This is a genomic window from Pseudomonas sp. St290, from assembly GCF_018325805.1.
GTDB lineage: Bacteria > Pseudomonadota > Gammaproteobacteria > Pseudomonadales > Pseudomonadaceae > Aquipseudomonas > Aquipseudomonas bijieensis.
Genome location: NZ_AP014703.1, coordinates 865256 through 883969, shown reverse-complemented (window position 1 = coordinate 883969; position 18714 = coordinate 865256). Strand labels below are relative to the sequence as shown.

Genomic DNA, 18714 nt, shown 5'->3' with positions numbered 1-18714 from the left:
TCGTACGAACTTTCCTGCGGGCAAAACAAAACCCCTACCTGCGTCAGCAGATAGGGGTTTCGGAATTTAATCTTGACGATGACCTACTCTCACATGGGGAAACCCCACACTACCATCGGCGATGCATCGTTTCACTGCTGAGTTCGGGATGGGATCAGGTGGTTCCAATGCTCTATGGTCGTCAAGAAATTCGGTAGCCGGTGCGTGCCTTGCGGTCACGTGCCAGCGAATGGGTATGCGATAGATTTGTGTGCTGCGTTCGTGAGCGATGCGAACTTTCGGTTCGTTTCGTCTTCACACACCGCAATCTGGTCTCTTGGCCTTTGGCCTGGAGGATACAAATTGCTTGGGTGTTATATGGTCAAGCCTCACGGGCAATTAGTACAGGTTAGCTCAACGCCTCACAGCGCTTACACACCCTGCCTATCAACGTCGTAGTCTTCGACGGCCCTTCAGGGGACTCAAGGTCCCAGTGAGATCTCATCTTGAGGCAAGTTTCCCGCTTAGATGCTTTCAGCGGTTATCTTTTCCGAACATAGCTACCCGGCAATGCCACTGGCGTGACAACCGGAACACCAGAGGTTCGTCCACTCCGGTCCTCTCGTACTAGGAGCAGCCCCTCTCAAATCTCAAACGTCCACGGCAGATAGGGACCGAACTGTCTCACGACGTTCTAAACCCAGCTCGCGTACCACTTTAAATGGCGAACAGCCATACCCTTGGGACCGGCTTCAGCCCCAGGATGTGATGAGCCGACATCGAGGTGCCAAACACCGCCGTCGATATGAACTCTTGGGCGGTATCAGCCTGTTATCCCCGGAGTACCTTTTATCCGTTGAGCGATGGCCCTTCCATACAGAACCACCGGATCACTAAGACCTACTTTCGTACCTGCTCGACGTGTCTGTCTCGCAGTCAAGCGCGCTTTTGCCTTTATACTCTACGACCGATTTCCGACCGGTCTGAGCGCACCTTCGTACTCCTCCGTTACTCTTTAGGAGGAGACCGCCCCAGTCAAACTACCCACCATACACTGTCCTCGATCCGGATAACGGACCTGAGTTAGAACCTCAAAGTTGCCAGGGTGGTATTTCAAGGATGGCTCCACGCGAACTGGCGTCCACGCTTCAAAGCCTCCCACCTATCCTACACAAGCAAATTCAAAGTCCAGTGCAAAGCTATAGTAAAGGTTCACGGGGTCTTTCCGTCTAGCCGCGGATACACTGCATCTTCACAGCGATTTCAATTTCACTGAGTCTCGGGTGGAGACAGCGCCGCCATCGTTACGCCATTCGTGCAGGTCGGAACTTACCCGACAAGGAATTTCGCTACCTTAGGACCGTTATAGTTACGGCCGCCGTTTACCGGGGCTTCGATCAAGAGCTTCGCGTTAGCTAACCCCATCAATTAACCTTCCGGCACCGGGCAGGCGTCACACCCTATACGTCCACTTTCGTGTTTGCAGAGTGCTGTGTTTTTAATAAACAGTCGCAGCGGCCTGGTATCTTCGACCGGCGTGGGCTTACGCAGCAAGTGCTTCACCCTCACCGGCGCACCTTCTCCCGAAGTTACGGTGCCATTTTGCCTAGTTCCTTCACCCGAGTTCTCTCAAGCGCCTTGGTATTCTCTACCCAACCACCTGTGTCGGTTTGGGGTACGGTTCCTGGTTACCTGAAGCTTAGAAGCTTTTCTTGGAAGCATGGCATCAACCACTTCGTCACCCAAAGGGTAACTCGTCATCAGCTCTCGGCCTTAGAATCCCGGATTTACCTAAGATTCCAGCCTACCACCTTAAACTTGGACAACCAACGCCAAGCTGGCCTAGCCTTCTCCGTCCCTCCATCGCAATAACCAGAAGTACAGGAATATTAACCTGTTTTCCATCGACTACGCTTTTCAGCCTCGCCTTAGGGACCGACTAACCCTGCGTCGATTAACGTTGCGCAGGAAACCTTGGTCTTTCGGCGTGGGTGTTTTTCACACCCATTGTCGTTACTCATGTCAGCATTCGCACTTCTGATACCTCCAGCAAGCTTCTCAACTCACCTTCACAGGCTTACAGAACGCTCCTCTACCGCATCACTTGCGTGATACCCGTAGCTTCGGTGTATGGTTTGAGCCCCGTTACATCTTCCGCGCAGGCCGACTCGACTAGTGAGCTATTACGCTTTCTTTAAAGGGTGGCTGCTTCTAAGCCAACCTCCTAGCTGTCTAAGCCTTCCCACATCGTTTCCCACTTAACCATAACTTTGGGACCTTAGCTGACGGTCTGGGTTGTTTCCCTTTTCACGACGGACGTTAGCACCCGCCGTGTGTCTCCCATGCTCGGCACTTGTAGGTATTCGGAGTTTGCATCGGTTTGGTAAGTCGGGATGACCCCCTAGCCGAAACAGTGCTCTACCCCCTACAGTGATACATGAGGCGCTACCTAAATAGCTTTCGAGGAGAACCAGCTATCTCCGAGCTTGATTAGCCTTTCACTCCGATCCACAGGTCATCCGCTAACTTTTCAACGGTAGTCGGTTCGGTCCTCCAGTCAGTGTTACCTAACCTTCAACCTGCCCATGGATAGATCGCCCGGTTTCGGGTCTATTCCCAGCGACTAGACGCCCTATTAAGACTCGCTTTCGCTACGCCTCCCCTATTCGGTTAAGCTCGCCACTGAAAATAAGTCGCTGACCCATTATACAAAAGGTACGCAGTCACCCAACAAAGTGGGCTCCCACTGCTTGTACGCATACGGTTTCAGGATCTATTTCACTCCCCTCTCCGGGGTTCTTTTCGCCTTTCCCTCACGGTACTAGTTCACTATCGGTCAGTCAGTAGTATTTAGCCTTGGAGGATGGTCCCCCCATATTCAGACAAAGTTTCTCGTGCTCCGTCCTACTCGATTTCACTTCTAAGATCCTTTCGCGTACAGGGCTATCACCCACTATGGCCGCACTTTCCAGAGCGTTCCGCTAAAATCAAAGAAGCTTAAGGGCTAGTCCCCGTTCGCTCGCCACTACTAAGGGAATCTCGGTTGATTTCTTTTCCTCAGGGTACTTAGATGTTTCAGTTCCCCTGGTTCGCCTCTTGCACCTATGTATTCAGTACAAGATAACCATCTTATGATGGTTGGGTTCCCCCATTCAGACATCTCCGGATCAAAGTCTGTTTGCCGACTCCCCGAAGCTTTTCGCAGGCTACCACGTCTTTCATCGCCTCTGACTGCCAAGGCATCCACCGTATGCGCTTCTTCACTTGACCATATAACCCCAAGCAATCTGGTTATACTGTGAAGACGACATTCGCCGAAAATTCGATCTTGCTCATGAGAGCAACTCACAAATTTTACCTTAGCCTGAGCCGTTACCAGTGAAAGTAACGTTCAGTCTATCTTTCTATCACATACCCAAATTTTTAAAGAACGATCTAATCAAAAGACTAGAAATCAACATTCATCACCCTGGGGTGGAATGCTCATTTCTAAGCTTTAAACGTTGTGCCAATCTGTAATGGTGGAGCCAAGCGGGATCGAACCGCTGACCTCCTGCGTGCAAGGCAGGCGCTCTCCCAGCTGAGCTATGGCCCCGTATCTTTACCGGGGACACCATGAAATTGGTGGGTCTGGGCAGATTCGAACTGCCGACCTCACCCTTATCAGGGGTGCGCTCTAACCAACTGAGCTACAGACCCAATCGTCTTCTTCAATGAATCAAGCAATTCGTGTGGGAGCTCATGGAGCAGCTGAGTCGTCGATTAAGGAGGTGATCCAGCCGCAGGTTCCCCTACGGCTACCTTGTTACGACTTCACCCCAGTCATGAATCACACCGTGGTAACCGTCCCCCCGAAGGTTAGACTAGCTACTTCTGGTGCAACCCACTCCCATGGTGTGACGGGCGGTGTGTACAAGGCCCGGGAACGTATTCACCGCGACATTCTGATTCGCGATTACTAGCGATTCCGACTTCACGCAGTCGAGTTGCAGACTGCGATCCGGACTACGATCGGTTTTGTGGGATTAGCTCCACCTCGCGGCTTGGCAACCCTCTGTACCGACCATTGTAGCACGTGTGTAGCCCAGGCCGTAAGGGCCATGATGACTTGACGTCATCCCCACCTTCCTCCGGTTTGTCACCGGCAGTCTCCTTAGAGTGCCCACCATAACGTGCTGGTAACTAAGGACAAGGGTTGCGCTCGTTACGGGACTTAACCCAACATCTCACGACACGAGCTGACGACAGCCATGCAGCACCTGTCTCAATGTTCCCGAAGGCACCAATCCATCTCTGGAAAGTTCATTGGATGTCAAGGCCTGGTAAGGTTCTTCGCGTTGCTTCGAATTAAACCACATGCTCCACCGCTTGTGCGGGCCCCCGTCAATTCATTTGAGTTTTAACCTTGCGGCCGTACTCCCCAGGCGGTCAACTTAATGCGTTAGCTGCGCCACTAAGAGCTCAAGGCTCCCAACGGCTAGTTGACATCGTTTACGGCGTGGACTACCAGGGTATCTAATCCTGTTTGCTCCCCACGCTTTCGCACCTCAGTGTCAGTATCAGTCCAGGTGGTCGCCTTCGCCACTGGTGTTCCTTCCTATATCTACGCATTTCACCGCTACACAGGAAATTCCACCACCCTCTACCATACTCTAGCTCGACAGTTTTGAATGCAGTTCCCAGGTTGAGCCCGGGGCTTTCACATCCAACTTAACGAACCACCTACGCGCGCTTTACGCCCAGTAATTCCGATTAACGCTTGCACCCTCTGTATTACCGCGGCTGCTGGCACAGAGTTAGCCGGTGCTTATTCTGTCGGTAACGTCAAAACACTAACGTATTAGGTTAATGCCCTTCCTCCCAACTTAAAGTGCTTTACAATCCGAAGACCTTCTTCACACACGCGGCATGGCTGGATCAGGCTTTCGCCCATTGTCCAATATTCCCCACTGCTGCCTCCCGTAGGAGTCTGGACCGTGTCTCAGTTCCAGTGTGACTGATCATCCTCTCAGACCAGTTACGGATCGTCGCCTTGGTGAGCCATTACCTCACCAACTAGCTAATCCGACCTAGGCTCATCTGATAGCGCAAGGCCCGAAGGTCCCCTGCTTTCTCCCGTAGGACGTATGCGGTATTAGCGTCCGTTTCCGAGCGTTATCCCCCACTACCAGGCAGATTCCTAGGCATTACTCACCCGTCCGCCGCTCTCAAGAGGTGCAAGCACCTCTCTACCGCTCGACTTGCATGTGTTAGGCCTGCCGCCAGCGTTCAATCTGAGCCATGATCAAACTCTTCAGTTCAAACATCTTTGGGTTTTGAGAAAACCCTAAACTTGGCTCAGCAATCGTTGGTTACATCTTTGATTTCTCGCGGAGTAACTTGTGATGCTGATAATCTGTTGACTAGCAGTCTGACTCCACAAGCACCCACACGAATTGCTTGATTCAGTTGTTAAAGAGCGGTTGGTTAAGAGCTTTCGTCTCAACCGAGGCGCGCATTCTACAGCGCCCGATGTATCTGTCAAGCGGTTATTTTCAGAAGTTTTCAAAGTTTCGCTTGAGAAACATCAACAACTTCAACCACTTGCGCTTCCGATCTCTCGTTAGCGGGAGGCGAATTCTACAGCGTTACTCGCTGCTGTCAACACCTCTTTTTCGCCGCTTTCGACCGAGAAGATCGAACCGCTGAAAAGGCCAAACCCACACTGCCTTATCAGCTACTTCCTGGCTTCGATGAACTGAAGCCCGACCCCTTCGAAACCTACTTAACTCATTGAATCTCAAGGAGTTTTCCGTTTCGACTGCGCCGGAAGTGGGGCGAATTATAGACGTCCAGAATCTGCCGTCAACACCTATTTTCACAATTCTGTCACATCAGTCAAAAAGCCCCGCAAAAGCAGAGGCCGGCGCCCCAGGGCGCCGGCCTCTTCTATTACCCGTTACAAGCTGGGGAACGCAAACTGCGAAGCCTCATGGCTTGCACGCTGCGGCCAGCGCTGGGTAATGGCCTTGCGACGGGTGTAGAAACGCACCCCATCCGGGCCATAGGCATGCAGGTCGCCGAACAGCGAACGCTTCCAGCCGCCAAAGCTGTGATAGGCAACCGGCACCGGCAATGGAACGTTGACGCCCACCATGCCGACCTCGATCTCGTCGCAGAACAACCGCGCCGCCTCGCCATCACGGGTAAAGATGCAAGTACCGTTGCCATACTCGTGATCGTTGATCAGTTGCATGGCCTCTTCCAGGCTGTTGACCCGGACGATGCACAGCACCGGCCCGAAGATCTCTTCCTTATAGATACGCATCTCAGGTGTCACGCGATCGAACAGGCAACCACCCAGGAAGAAGCCTTCCTCATGCCCGGCCACACTCAAGCCACGACCATCGACAATCAGCGAAGCACCTGCCGCCACACCATCTTCTATATAGCCACTGACCTTATCCCGATGCTGCCCCGTCACCAACGGCCCCATGTCCAATCCGCAAGATGTACCAGCGCCGATCTTCAGCGCCTTGATCTGCGGCACCAGCTTGGCCACCAGCGCATCCGCGACCTGGTCACCGACACACACCGCCACAGAAATCGCCATGCAACGCTCACCGCACGAACCGTACGCCGCGCCCATCAGTGCGCTGACGGCGTTGTCCAGGTCGGCATCGGGCATCAGCACCGCATGGTTCTTCGCACCACCCAGTGCCTGGACGCGCTTGCCACGCCGGGTGCCCTCGGCATAGATGTACTCGGCAATCGGCGTCGAACCAACAAAACTCAGCGCCTTCACTTCCGGCGCCTCGATCAATGCGTCCACAGCAGTCTTGTCGCCATGCACCACGCTCAATACGCCCTTGGGCAAGCCGGCTTCCAACAGTAACTGGGCGATCAGCAATGTCGAACTTGGGTCCCGCTCTGATGGTTTGAGGATGAAGCAGTTGCCGCAAACGATCGCCAGCGGATACATCCACAGCGGCACCATCGCCGGGAAGTTGAACGGTGTGATACCTGCGACCACGCCCAAAGGCTGAAAGTCTGACCAAGCATCGATGTTCGGTCCGACGTTACGGCTGTATTCGCCCTTCAGAATCTCCGGTGCCGCGCAGGCGAACTCGACGTTCTCGATCCCGCGCTTGAGTTCACCGGCCGCGTCCTCCAAGGTCTTGCCGTGTTCTTCGCTGATCAACTGGGCGATTCGCGATTCGTTCTGCTCCAGCAATTGCTTGAAACGAAACATCACCTGCGCACGCTTGGCCGCAGGTGTGCTGCGCCAGGCAGGGAAAGCCGCCTTGGCGGCGTCGATAGCCTGCTGGATGGTCGCGCGATCAGCCAATGGCACCTTATGAATCGCCTGGCCAGTGGACGGGTTGAACACATCGGCGGTGCGAGCGCTGTCGCTCAGCAGTTCGCCATTGATCAAATGCGGGATGAGGCTCATGGGGACTCCAGAATTATCCACAGGCGCCCATGACCGAACGCCTGTAATTGAAAGCTATATAGAAGAACGGATCAGTCGAGCTTGTTCAGCACTTCACCGACCGCGTCGAACAGACGATCCAGATCCTGCGGCTTGCTGTTGAACGTTGGCCCGAACTGCAAGGTGTCGCCGCCGAACCGCACATAGAACCCGGCTTTCCACAACGCCATGCCGGCCTCGAACGGACGCACGATGGCATCGCCATCCCGCCCGGCGATCTGGATCGCGCCGGCCAGGCCATAGTTGCGAATGTCGATGACGTTCTTCGATCCCTTCAAACCGTGCAGCGCATTCTCGAAATGCGGGGCGATCTCGGCCACGCTCTGCACCAGGTTTTCCTTCTGCAGCAGGTCCAGCGCTGCCAGGCCAGCCGCGCACGCCACCGGGTGCGCCGAGTAGGTGTAGCCGTGGGGAAATTCCACTGCATACTCGGGGGTCGGCTGGTTCATGAAGGTCTGGTAGATCTCGGAACTGGCAATCACCGCGCCCATGGGAATCGCGCCATTGGTGACTTGCTTGGCGATGCACATCAGGTCCGGCGTCACGCCAAAGCTGTCGGCACCGAACATCGAACCGGTGCGACCGAAACCGGTGATCACTTCGTCGAACACCAACAGGATGCTGTGCTGGTCGCAGATTTCCCGCAGACGCTTGAGGTAACCCTCTGGCGGCACCAGCACACCGGCCGACCCAGCCATTGGTTCGACGAACACCGCCGCGATGTTGGACGCGTCGTGCAATTCGATCAGCTTCAACAACTCATCGGCCAGTGCCACCCCGCCCTCCTTCGGCATGCCACGGGAATAGGCATTGCTGGCCAGCAAGGTGTGGGGCAAGTGGTCGACATCCATCATGGCCTGGCCGAACAGCTTGCGGTTGCCGCTGACGCCGCCGAGGCTGGTGCCGGCGATGTTCACACCGTGATAGCCACGGGCACGGCCGATCATCTTGGTCTTGGTCGCCTGGCCCTTGAGACGCCAGTAGGCGCGGACCATCTTCACCGCGGTATCGGCGCACTCGGAGCCCGAGTCGGTGAAGAACACATGATTGAGATTGCCCGGGGTCAGGCTGGTGATTTTTTCCGCCAGTTGGAACGACAACGGATGGCCGTACTGGAAACCTGGCGAGTAATCGAGGGTGCCTAACTGCTTGGCGACCGCTTCCTGGATTTCCTTGCGCGTGTGCCCGGCGCCGCAGGTCCACAAGCCCGACAGCGAGTCATAGACCTTGCGCCCCTTGTCATCCGTCAACCAGCTGCCTTCGGCGGCGACGATCAGGCGCGGATCGCGCTGGAAATTGCGGTTGGCGGTGTAAGGCATCCAGTGGGCATCCAGCTTGAGCTGGCTGGCCAGGGAACCGGCAGCGTGTTCGGGCATGTTCATCGACAAAACCTCGCAGGTCATAGGCGGCAGGGATCGAAAGCGTTCTTGCAGCTAAGTTGCCACGGCGATAAAGTCGGTGAAATCCAACTTTTGTAACCTTCAGTCGGTGGATCACTAAACTTATGAGCGCTCGTCGTCCCGATCCACTGGCCCAGGTCAGCGACTTTGATATTCGCCTGCTGCGCATTTTCCGCAGTGTCGTGGAGTGTGGTGGATTCTCCGCCGCTGAAACCGTGCTTGGCATCGGTCGCTCGGCCATCAGCCAGCAGATGAGCGACCTTGAGCAACGCCTCGGCCTGCGTCTGTGCCAGCGTGGGCGCGCGGGCTTTTCCCTGACCGAGGAAGGTCGCGAGGTGTATCAATCAGCATTGCAACTATTGAGCGCACTGGAAAGCTTCCGCACCGAGGTCAACGGCCTGCACCAGCATTTGCGTGGTGAATTGACCATCGGCCTGACCGACAACCTGGTCACCCTGCCCCACATGCGCATCACCCATGCCTTGGCGCAATTGAAAGAACGCGGGCCCGACGTGCAGATCCAGATTCGCATGATCGCCCCCAACGAAGTCGAGCAAGGTGTGCTCGACGGACGCCTGCATGTCGGCGTAGTCCCCCAGGCCAGTGCCCTGTCCGGGCTGGAGTATCAACCGCTGTACAGTGAGCGATCGCTACTGTACTGCGCGGTCGGACATCCGCTGTTCTATGTGGATGACCAGCAACTCGAAGACGCTCGTCTCAATAGCCAGGACGCCATCGCGCCGACCTTCCGGCTGCCAGCCGAGATCCAGGCCCACTACCAGGCACTCAATTGCACCGCGAGCGCATCGGACCGCGAAGGCATGGCGTTCCTGATTCTCACCGGGCGCTACATCGGTTACCTGCCCGATCATTACGCCAGCCTGTGGGTGCAGCAAGGTCGGTTGCGGGCCCTGAAACCTGCGGCACGGTTCTATGATTTGAGCCTGGCATCGGTCACGCGCAAGGGCCGCCGGCCTCACCTGGTGCTGGAGAGTTTTCTCGAGAGCCTTGCGGCGACTCGCTGACCCCTTGTGGGAGCGAGCCTGGCTCCTCCCACATTGGTTGGGGTTGGCCAGACCACTCGCGAAAAGCTTTTAGTGTGATGGCACTTGTCGGATCGTTGCCGGTGCGCTATCAACGCAGTTGCTCGCCCCACAGACCAGCCCGGAAACGTCCATGACCTTTGAAGTCCCTGCCCACGGTGGCAAGCCCACCAGTCGCATTCGTCAGAAGAACGAAGAGACCATCCTCAAGGCCGCCGAAGATGAATTCGCCCGTCACGGATTCAAAGGCACCAGCATGAACACCATCGCCCTGAAGGCCGGTCTGCCCAAGGCGAACCTGCATTACTACTTCACCAATAAACTCGGGTTGTACGTGGCGGTGCTGAGCAACATCATCGAGTTGTGGGACAGCACCTTCAATACCCTCACCGCCGAGGATGATCCGGCCGAAGCCTTGACCCGCTATATCCGCGCCAAAATGGAGTTCTCTCGTCGCCAGCCCCAGGCCTCGCGACTGTTTGCCATGGAAGTGATCAGCGGGGGCGAATGCCTGACCGAGTATTTCAACCAGGACTACCGCACCTGGTTCAACGGTCGGGCGGCCGTATTCCAGGCCTGGATCGAGGCTGGCAAGATGGACCCGATCGACCCGGTGCACCTCATTTTCCTGTTGTGGGGCAGTACCCAGCATTACGCCGACTTCGCCACCCAGATCTGTCGTGTGACCGGTCGCAGCAAGTTGACCAAGCAGGACATGGTCGAGGCTGGCGACAACCTGATCCGTATCATTCTCAAGGGCTGCGGCCTGACACCAACCCTCTAAGATCGCCATGCCCTTTACCCTTGCCGGCTTTTGCGAATACCGCGAAGAAATTCGCAAAAGCCGCTTCATCACTTTCGCCGCGCCCATCACCAGCCCCGCTGACGCCCAGGCCTTTATCGAACAGCACAGCGACCTGAATGCCTCGCACAATTGCTGGGCCTGGAAACTCGGTGATCAATACCGCAGCAACGACGATGGCGAGCCGGGGGGCACCGCCGGGCGACCGATCCTGGCAGCGATCGAAGCGCAGGCTTGCGATCAGGTCGCAGTGCTGGTGATCCGCTGGTACGGCGGAATCCAACTGGGCACGGGCGGGTTGGCCCGGGCTTATGGTGGCGGCGCAAACAAATGCCTGCAAAACGCCGAGAAAATCGAACTGATCAGCCGCGTGGCGCTGCACTGCAGCTGTGGGTTCGCCGAACTGGCCCTGGTAAAACTGCGGGTCGCCGAATGTGGCGGACTGGTCAATGAAGAACGCTTTACGGCCAATGGTGTCGACCTGCAGTTGGCCGTGGGTGAAGCGCAGATCGAAACGTTGCAAACGCAACTGGCCGACCTGAGCCGTGGACGGATTCTGTTAGGGCGTTGAGCTCCAACGCTTGCAACCTTTCAGGGCGCCTCGCAATCGTTCAACTTGCCCACATCCACTGTGCACCCGACTGTGGATAACCTGAGCACATCCCCCTGTAACCCTTCTGTCATGCGGGTTTGAGAGGGTTGCTCATTTTTCATCCAAAGTCCTGCCAAAGCGACAAATCCATCCACAAAACAAACGCTTGCGACGGTTTATCACCTTTAGAAGAAAGCCCCGCAGTGCTTATGCCCGAGTTTTCGGCTTGCGCACAATAACTGTGGAGCAACCTGTGGATAACCCGTTCATGGCTCCTTCCACCCCAAGAAAGGCATGGCTCGCAGCCGCTTGTTCAATTTTTAACCACCCATTTCAGGGCAAACCGGTGCCTGCATTCAGCCTGCGCGCTCCAAGCCAGTGCAGAAAATTCCTATGACAAGTTTCCAGGCCTCACGCAGAGGGCTCTAGGGACAGGGCCAAGGCAATTTCCTGACCTTATGGCCAGGAAATTGCTTTATCCACAGGCATTCCTGTCCTTCGACCCGAGCTTGTCATGTCCAACCCCGACTCCACCGCGCGCCTGCAGTTGCGCAAGATCAGCAAACGCTATCCCGGTTGCCAGGCCAACGACGCCATTGACCTGAGTATCCAGCCTGGCGAGATCCACGCCCTGCTCGGGGAAAACGGCGCGGGTAAAAGTACCCTGATGAAGATTATCTACGGGGTTACCTCTGCCGATTCGGGCGAAGTGATCTGGCAAGGCCAGCGCGTCAACCTGCGCAACCCGGCCCAGGCCCGCAGCCTGGGGATCGGCATGGTGTTCCAGCATTTCTCGCTGTTCGAAACTCTCACCGTTGCACAGAACATTGCCCTGGCAATGGGCGCGGCGGCCGGTTCGCCGGCGCAGTTGGGACCACGGATCCGCGACGTTTCCCAACGCTACGGCATGGTGCTGGAACCGCAGCGGCTGGTTCACAGCCTGTCGATTGGCGAGCGCCAGCGGGTGGAGATCATTCGCTGCCTGATGCAGGACATTCGCTTGCTGATTCTCGATGAACCGACCTCGGTGCTCACCCCTCAGGAAGCCGAAGAACTGTTCGTGACCCTGCGTCGCCTGGCGAGCGAGGGCTGCAGTATTTTGTTCATCAGCCACAAGCTCGGGGAGGTGCGAGCGTTGTGCCACAGCGCCACGGTGCTGCGCGGCGGGCGGGTGTCCGGGCATTGCACTCCGGCGCACTGTTCGGATCGGGAGCTGGCGCAGTTGATGGTTGGCCAAGCGGCCGGATTGATCACGGACTACCCGAAAGTCAGCGCAGACAAGGCCTTCCTGCAAATCGACAAGTTGTCCTGGCATAACCCGGACCCGTTCGGCTGCTCGTTGCGGGACATTGACCTTGAGGTACGCAGCGGCGAAATCGTTGGTATCGCCGGGGTCGCGGGCAATGGGCAGGACGAGTGGCTGGCATTGCTCAGCGGAGAAACGCCACTTCCCCGCCAGCAAGGCGAAACGATCCGATTCGACGGGCAACCCGTGGCGCACCTGCGCCCCGACGCCCGGCGCCGACTCGGGCTGGCATTTGTCCCCGCCGAACGCCTGGGCCATGGCGCCGTGCCGCAATTGAGCCTGGCGGATAACGCCTTGCTCACTGCTTTCCAACAGGGCCTGGTCAGTCACGGGCTGATTCGACGTGGCAAGGTCGAGCACTTGGCCGAGGAGATCATCCGTCGTTTCGGCGTGAAGACACCTGACACTCGAACCCCGGCACGCAGCCTTTCGGGGGGCAACTTGCAGAAATTCATTCTCGGCCGAGAAATCCTGCAACAGCCGAAGCTGCTGGTGGCCGCTCACCCGACCTGGGGCGTGGACGTCGGCGCGGCCGCGACTATCCATCGCGCACTGATTGCCCTGCGCGATGCCGGCGCGGCCATTCTGGTGATTTCCGAAGACCTCGACGAACTGTTCCAAATCAGCGATCGCCTCGGTGCCTTGTGCGGTGGACGCCTGTCCGCCTTGAGGCCCGCGCTCGAGACCCGCCTCAGCGACGTCGGCGGCTGGATGGCCGGCCAGTTCGACGCCCCTCAATCCCCCGCCCCCGCGTCGGCGTAACGGAGTTCTACATGCTGCTTTCTCTCGAACCTCGCGGCCAGCAATCGCGCCTGATGCTCTGGTGCTCGCCGCTGCTGGCCGCCGTGTTGACTCTGGCCTGTGGCTCGCTGCTGTTTATCGCCCTGGGGCACGACCCGTTGCAAACCTTGTACACCTTGTTGATCGCGCCGATCAGCGACCTGTACGGCGTGTCCGAGTGGTTGGTCAAGACCCTGCCGATCCTGCTCTGTGCCCTCGGCCTGGCAGTGGCCTATCAGGCGCGAATCTGGAACATCGGCGCTGAAGGCCAACTGCTGTTGGGCGCCCTGGCCGGCAGCGCCTTGGCGGTGAACATCATCGGCATGCAAAGTCGCTGGGCATTGGTGCTGATCCTGCTGACCGGCACCCTGGCCGGTGCGGCTTGGGCCGGACTGACGGCGTGGCTGCGCACGCGCTTCAATGCCAATGAAATTCTCACAAGCATCATGCTCAATTACATTGCGTTGAACCTGCTGCTGTTTTGCGTTCACGGGCCGTTGAAAGACCCGGCAGGGTTCAACTTTCCGGAGTCGGCGATGTTCGGCGAGGCCAGTCGCCTGCCGTTGTTGCTGGAGGATGGCCGGGTACATGCCGGGTTGTATTTCGCCCTGCTGGTGTTGGTGGCGGTGTGGGTATTGCTGCAGAAAAGCTTCGTCGGCTTTCAGATCAAGGTGCTGGGCCTCGACGCCCGCGCCGCCGGTTTCGCTGGTTTTCGCCAGAAGCCGCTGGTGTGGCTGGCGCTGTTGATCAGCGGGGCCCTGGCCGGGCTGGCCGGTGTCTGCGAAGTGACCGGGCCGATCGGCCAACTGGTGCCGCAGGTGTCGCCGGGCTACGGCTATGCGGCAATTACCGTGGCATTCCTGGGACGCCTCAACCCCATCGGCATTCTGTTTTCCAGCCTGTTGATGGCGCTGTTGTACATCGGCGGCGAAAGCGCGCAGATGTCGCTGAACCTTCCCCAAGCGATCACCCAACTGTTCCAGGGGATGATGCTGTTTTTCCTGTTGGCCTGCGACGTACTGATCCTGTACCGGCCACGCCTGAATCTGCGCTGGGCCCGGCGCACCCAGACCACCGCCGTACAGGCAGGAGCGCTGTGATGGATATCGACCTGTTGAGCAACATTTTCTACGCCATGGTCCGCTGCGGCACGCCTTTGCTGCTGGTGGCCCTGGGGGAATTGGTCTGCGAGAAAAGTGGCGTCCTCAATCTGGGCCAGGAAGGCATGATGCTGTTCGGCGCGGTGATCGGTTTCATCGTCGCGTTCAACAGCGGCAACCTGTGGCTCGGCGTACTGCTGGCGATGGCCGCCGGGATGCTGTTGTCGGCGCTGTTCGCCATGGTGGCGCTGGTGTTCAACGCCAATCAGGTGGCCACCGGGTTGGCGCTGACGATTTTCGGCGTGGGCCTGTCGAGTTTTGTCGGGGCGGCCTGGGTCGGCAAACCGCTGGCGGGCTTCGAGCCGCTGGCCATTCCCTACCTGAGTGACATCCCATTGATCGGGCGGATGCTGTTTGCCCAGGACCTGCTGGTTTACCTGTCCTTCGCGCTGTTTGCCCTGGTGGCCTGGGTGATCGTGAAAAGTCGCGCTGGGTTGATCATCCAGGCCGTCGGCGAGAATCCCGATGCCGCCAGCGCCATGGGCCTGCCAGTGTTGCGGGTGCGAACACTGGCGGTGCTGTTCGGCGGCGCCATGGCCGGGTTGGCCGGCGCCTACCTGTCGCTGGCCTACACGCCGATGTGGGCCGAGAACATGAGCGCCGGACGCGGCTGGATCGCCCTGGCGCTGGTGGTGTTCGCCAGTTGGCGAGTGTGGCGCCTGCTGCTGGGCGCCTACCTGTTCGGCCTCGCCAGCATCCTGCACCTGGTGGCCCAGGGGTTGGGGCTGGCGATTCCATCGAGTCTGCTGGCGATGCTGCCGTACGCCGCGACCATCGTGGTGCTGGTGCTGCTGTCGCGGGATGCCGTGCGCACCCGGCTGTATGCGCCGGTGTCGCTGGGGCAGCCTTGGCAGGCAGGGCATTGAGGTAGACCGCGGCGAGCCTATCGCGAGCAGGCTCGCTCCCACACTTGACCAGAGGCTCAGGTTCGACTCAGGTCCCCCTGTGGAAGCGAGCTTGCTCGTGATGAGTCCCGAACAGGCAATACCTGAACCAAACCCCACGCCAACTCGAGAAACAGGAAAACCCACAACACCGCATTGGCCCCATGAAGCAATGCATACAGCATCCAGGTCGAAAACAAAAACCGCCCCGCCGCGTCATAGCGCCCATACAGCGGCTGCGGATCCCGAATCCGCAGCACCGACCACACGCAGACTATCGAGCCCAGCAAATTCACCATCAGCAGATGCGCCGGCGCAAACGGCGGCAATTCTCCAGGCAGGTCAAGCAGCTGAGTCAGGCTCATCAACACACCATGCAACGCCGCAAAGCTCCACGGCGTCGCCAGCACGGCCGACACGATAAGGTCGTACCAGGCGCTGCCGCGCACCACCCGGCGATATTGCATCGAAGTCCACATACACTTTGCTCCAGATAATTGGGGGGAGCGAAGAGGCTAAAGCCTGGGGTATGCTCCAAGGTCAAGTCCTCTGGAGCTCCACAATGCGCATCGGTGAATTAGCCCAGGCCTGCGCCGTCAGTCGAGACACCCTGCGTTTCTACGAACAGCGCGGCCTGATCGCGGCGCAGCGTAGCGCCAACGGCTATCGCCACTACCCCGCCGATATGGTGCAACTGGTGCTCTACATCAAGACGGCCCAGCGCCTGGGCTTTACCCTGAGCGAAATCGGCGCCAGCGTCGCCGCCTTGTGGCAGGCGCAGGACCCTGACTGCGCCGTGACGCAACTGCTGCAAGACAAGCTGAACCTGATCGAAACCCGCATCACCGAACTCGACGCGTTGCGCCACGAGCTGAAACAACGGCTCGGACAACGTTGTCCATTAAATCCGTGACCTTTTCACTCAAGGATGCCTTCATGAATTCGGCAAGAAACGCATTGATCATCGGCGCCTCCCGGGGCCTGGGCCTCGGCTTGGTGAAGACACTGCTCAGCGACGGCTGGAACGTGACCGCCACCGTGCGCAACCCGCAGAACGCAGAGACGTTGAAGGCACTGGGCCCGGTGCGGATCGAAAAACTCGACATGGACGACCAGCAAGCCGTCATCGCCCTGAGCCAGCAGCTCAAGGGTGAAACCTTCGACCTGCTGTTCGTCAACGCTGGTGTCAAAGGCCCGGACAACCAAAGCCCGGGCGGCGCGACGCTGGCCGAAGTCGGTCAGTTGTTCTTCACCAACGCCGTGGCTCCGATCAACCTGGCTCAGCGCTTCATCGGCCAGATCCGCGATGGCAGCGGCGTGCTGGCGTTCATGAGTTCGGTGCTGGGCAGCGTGACCATGCCCGACGCGCCGGAACTGGCGCTGTACAAGGCCAGCAAGGCGGCGCTCAACTCCATGACCAACAGCTTTGTCAGCCAACTGGGCGAGCAGGCATTGACCGTGCTGTCGCTGCATCCGGGCTGGGTGAAAACCGACATGGGCGGTGAAGGCGCGGATATCGATGTCGAGACCAGCACCCGCGGGTTGATCGATCAAGTCAACGCCTTCGCCGGCAAGGGCGGGCATCACTTCGTCAACTACAAGGGCGAAACGATTCCCTGGTAAACACCACGATCCTCTGTGGGAGCGGGCTTGCTCGCGAAAGCGGTATATCAGTCGACATCAATGTTGAATGACAGTCCGCCTTCGCGAGCAAGCCCGCTCCCACATTTGGATCTCGGCAGACCCTGGAAATCTGCAACACAACCTGAGTAAACTCCGCACCTCGCCCCCCAACGGGCGACCCTGGATCAGCAGACAGGGCATCACTGAGCTGGCTAACCTGAACCCACTTTCAGAGGAGCCGGCCACCATGCCTGCGACCCGTACCTGGTTAAAAAACCCCCTCGCCATTTTCACCGCCAACGACCTCGACGCCCGTGGCGGTCTCGTCCTGCAGGACGGTGTGATCGTCGAGCTGCTGAGCGCCGGCCAGCAACCCGCCCAGCCTTGCGACAACGTCTTCGACGCGCGCGAACATGTGATCCTGCCGGGGTTGATCAACACCCATCATCACTTCTACCAGACCCTGACGCGTGCCTGGGCACCGGTGGTGAACCAACCGTTGTTCCCTTGGCTGAAGACCCTCTACCCGGTGTGGGCGCGACTGACCCCGGAGAAACTTGCCCTGGCAAGCAAAGTGGCCTTGGCCGAGTTGTTGCTGTCGGGCTGCACCACGGCGGCCGACCACCATTACCTGTTTCCCCAGGGCCTGGAAAACGCCATCGATGTGCAAGTGCAAAGCGTCCGCGAGCTGGGCATGCGCGCGATGCTGACTCGCGGTTCCATGAGCCTGGGCGAGGCCGACGGTGGCTTGCCGCCGCAGCAGACCGTTCAGCAGGGCGAGGTGATTCTCGCCGACAGCCAGCGCTTGATCGCCGAGTACCACGAGCGCGGCGACGGTGCGCAGATCCAGATTGCCCTGGCGCCCTGCTCGCCGTTTTCGGTCACCCCCGAGATCATGCGCGCCAGCGCCGAGCTGGCGGAAAAACTCGACGTACGCCTGCACACACATCTGGCCGAAACCCTTGATGAAGAAGACTTCTGCCTGCAACGTTTTGGCCTGCGCACGGTGGAATATCTGGACAGCGTCGGCTGGCTCGGCCCGCGCACTTGGCTGGCTCATGGCATCCATTTCAACCCGGATGAAATCACCCGTCTCGGTGCCGCAGGCACCGGCATCTGTCATTGCCCGAGCTCCAACATGCGCCTGGCCTCGGGCATTTGCCCGACCCTGGAACTGAGCACCGCCGGGGCTCCCGTGGGCCTGGGCGTTGACGGTTCTGCGTCCAACGATGCCTCGAACATGATCCTCGAAACCCGCCAGGCGCTGTACATCCAGCGCCTGCGCTATGGCGCGCAAGCGATCACCCCGGAGCGCGTATTAGGCTGGGCGACCCGGGGCTCGGCGCAACTGCTCGGGCGCAGCGATATTGGTGAACTGGCGGTGGGCAAGCAGGCAGACCTGGCGCTGTTCAAGCTCGATGAGCTGCGTTTCTCCGGCAGTCACGACCCGATTTCAGCCCTGCTGCTGTGCGGGGCGGACCGGGCGGATCGGGTGATGGTCGGCGGACAATGGCGGGTGATCGACGGGCAGGTCGAGGGCTTGGACTTGAAGGGCTTGATTGCCGATCACAGCCAGGCGGCGCGGGAACTGATCGCCGGCGCCTGACCGGACGCCATCGCGGGCAAGCCTTGCTCCCACAGGCTCGCGGCGAGGCTGCCTGCATAAACACCCAC

General features: G+C 58.6%; 12 protein-coding genes, 2 tRNA genes and 3 rRNA genes. 9 read left to right on the top strand and 8 right to left on the bottom strand.

The window, feature by feature from the left end; translation table 11 throughout:
• Nucleotides 1-70: 70 nt before the first annotated feature.
• The 7 genes from rrf to aptA form a co-directional block, all read right to left on the bottom strand.
• Nucleotides 71-186 (bottom strand): 5S ribosomal RNA (rrf, locus tag PBDP_RS03755).
• A gap of 171 nt (nt 187-357) precedes the next feature.
• Nucleotides 358-3249, bottom strand: a 23S ribosomal RNA gene (locus PBDP_RS03750).
• A 249-nt stretch (nt 3250-3498) separates the two neighbouring features.
• Nucleotides 3499-3574: transfer RNA gene (locus PBDP_RS03745), tRNA-Ala, on the bottom strand.
• A 27-nt stretch (nt 3575-3601) separates the two neighbouring features.
• Nucleotides 3602-3678: transfer RNA gene (locus PBDP_RS03740), tRNA-Ile, on the bottom strand.
• 64 nt (nt 3679-3742) lie between these two features.
• Nucleotides 3743-5279, bottom strand: a 16S ribosomal RNA gene (locus tag PBDP_RS03735).
• The 16S, 23S and 5S rRNA genes sit together here with 2 tRNA genes alongside, the layout of an rRNA operon.
• Before the next feature lie 638 nt (nt 5280-5917).
• On the bottom strand, nt 5918-7411 hold the full coding sequence (locus PBDP_RS03730; RefSeq protein WP_109752336.1) for a CoA-acylating methylmalonate-semialdehyde dehydrogenase: 1494 nt from the start codon (nt 7409-7411) through the stop codon (nt 5918-5920).
• A 71-nt stretch (nt 7412-7482) separates the two neighbouring features.
• Nucleotides 7483-8832 (bottom strand): omega-aminotransferase AptA, encoded by a 1350-nt coding sequence (aptA, locus tag PBDP_RS03725; RefSeq protein ID WP_109752369.1) that lies wholly within the window; start codon nt 8830-8832, stop codon nt 7483-7485.
• A 122-nt stretch (nt 8833-8954) separates the two neighbouring features.
• On the opposite strand from aptA, the gene PBDP_RS03720 reads away from it, so the two are divergent.
• The 6 genes from PBDP_RS03720 (at nt 8955) to PBDP_RS03695 (ending at nt 15399) form a co-directional block, all read left to right on the top strand.
• Entirely contained in the window at nt 8955-9875 is a 921-nt protein-coding gene (locus PBDP_RS03720; protein ID WP_109752334.1) for a LysR family transcriptional regulator, read from the top strand.
• Nucleotides 9876-10026: 151 nt separating this feature from the next.
• Complete coding sequence (locus PBDP_RS03715) at nt 10027-10677, top strand: TetR/AcrR family transcriptional regulator (protein WP_109752332.1); 651 nt, start codon at nt 10027-10029, stop codon at nt 10675-10677.
• Nucleotides 10678-10684: 7 nt separating this feature from the next.
• A complete protein-coding gene (locus PBDP_RS03710; RefSeq protein ID WP_109752330.1) occupies nt 10685-11266 on the top strand; it encodes an IMPACT family protein in 582 nt (193 codons plus the stop codon).
• A gap of 535 nt (nt 11267-11801) precedes the next feature.
• On the top strand, nt 11802-13355 hold the full coding sequence (locus PBDP_RS03705; RefSeq protein ID WP_212801828.1) for an ABC transporter ATP-binding protein: 1554 nt from the start codon (nt 11802-11804) through the stop codon (nt 13353-13355).
• 11 nt (nt 13356-13366) lie between these two features.
• Nucleotides 13367-14473 (top strand): ABC transporter permease, encoded by a 1107-nt coding sequence (locus PBDP_RS03700; protein ID WP_212801827.1) that lies wholly within the window; start codon nt 13367-13369, stop codon nt 14471-14473.
• Entirely contained in the window at nt 14473-15399 is a 927-nt protein-coding gene (locus tag PBDP_RS03695) for an ABC transporter permease (RefSeq protein WP_109752325.1), read from the top strand. The genes PBDP_RS03700 and PBDP_RS03695 overlap by 1 nt, the downstream gene beginning before the upstream one ends.
• 56 nt (nt 15400-15455) lie before the next feature.
• On the opposite strand, the gene PBDP_RS03690 is transcribed toward PBDP_RS03695, so the two are convergent.
• Complete coding sequence (locus tag PBDP_RS03690) at nt 15456-15896, bottom strand: hypothetical protein (RefSeq protein ID WP_109752324.1); 441 nt, start codon at nt 15894-15896, stop codon at nt 15456-15458.
• An 83-nt stretch (nt 15897-15979) separates the two neighbouring features.
• Here PBDP_RS03690 and PBDP_RS03685 point away from each other — a divergent pair, with 83 nt between their 5' ends.
• The 3 genes from PBDP_RS03685 (at nt 15980) to PBDP_RS03675 (ending at nt 18646) form a co-directional block, all read left to right on the top strand.
• Entirely contained in the window at nt 15980-16330 is a 351-nt protein-coding gene (locus tag PBDP_RS03685; protein ID WP_109752322.1) for a MerR family transcriptional regulator, read from the top strand.
• A gap of 23 nt (nt 16331-16353) precedes the next feature.
• Nucleotides 16354-17040 (top strand): SDR family oxidoreductase, encoded by a 687-nt coding sequence (locus PBDP_RS03680; protein ID WP_212801826.1) that lies wholly within the window; start codon nt 16354-16356, stop codon nt 17038-17040.
• Between the two features lie 247 nt (nt 17041-17287).
• The gene (locus tag PBDP_RS03675; protein WP_212801825.1) at nt 17288-18646 is read left to right on the top strand and encodes an 8-oxoguanine deaminase; all 1359 of its coding nucleotides are present in this window, start codon (nt 17288-17290) and stop codon (nt 18644-18646) included.
• The last annotated feature ends 68 nt before the right edge of the window (nt 18647-18714 follow it).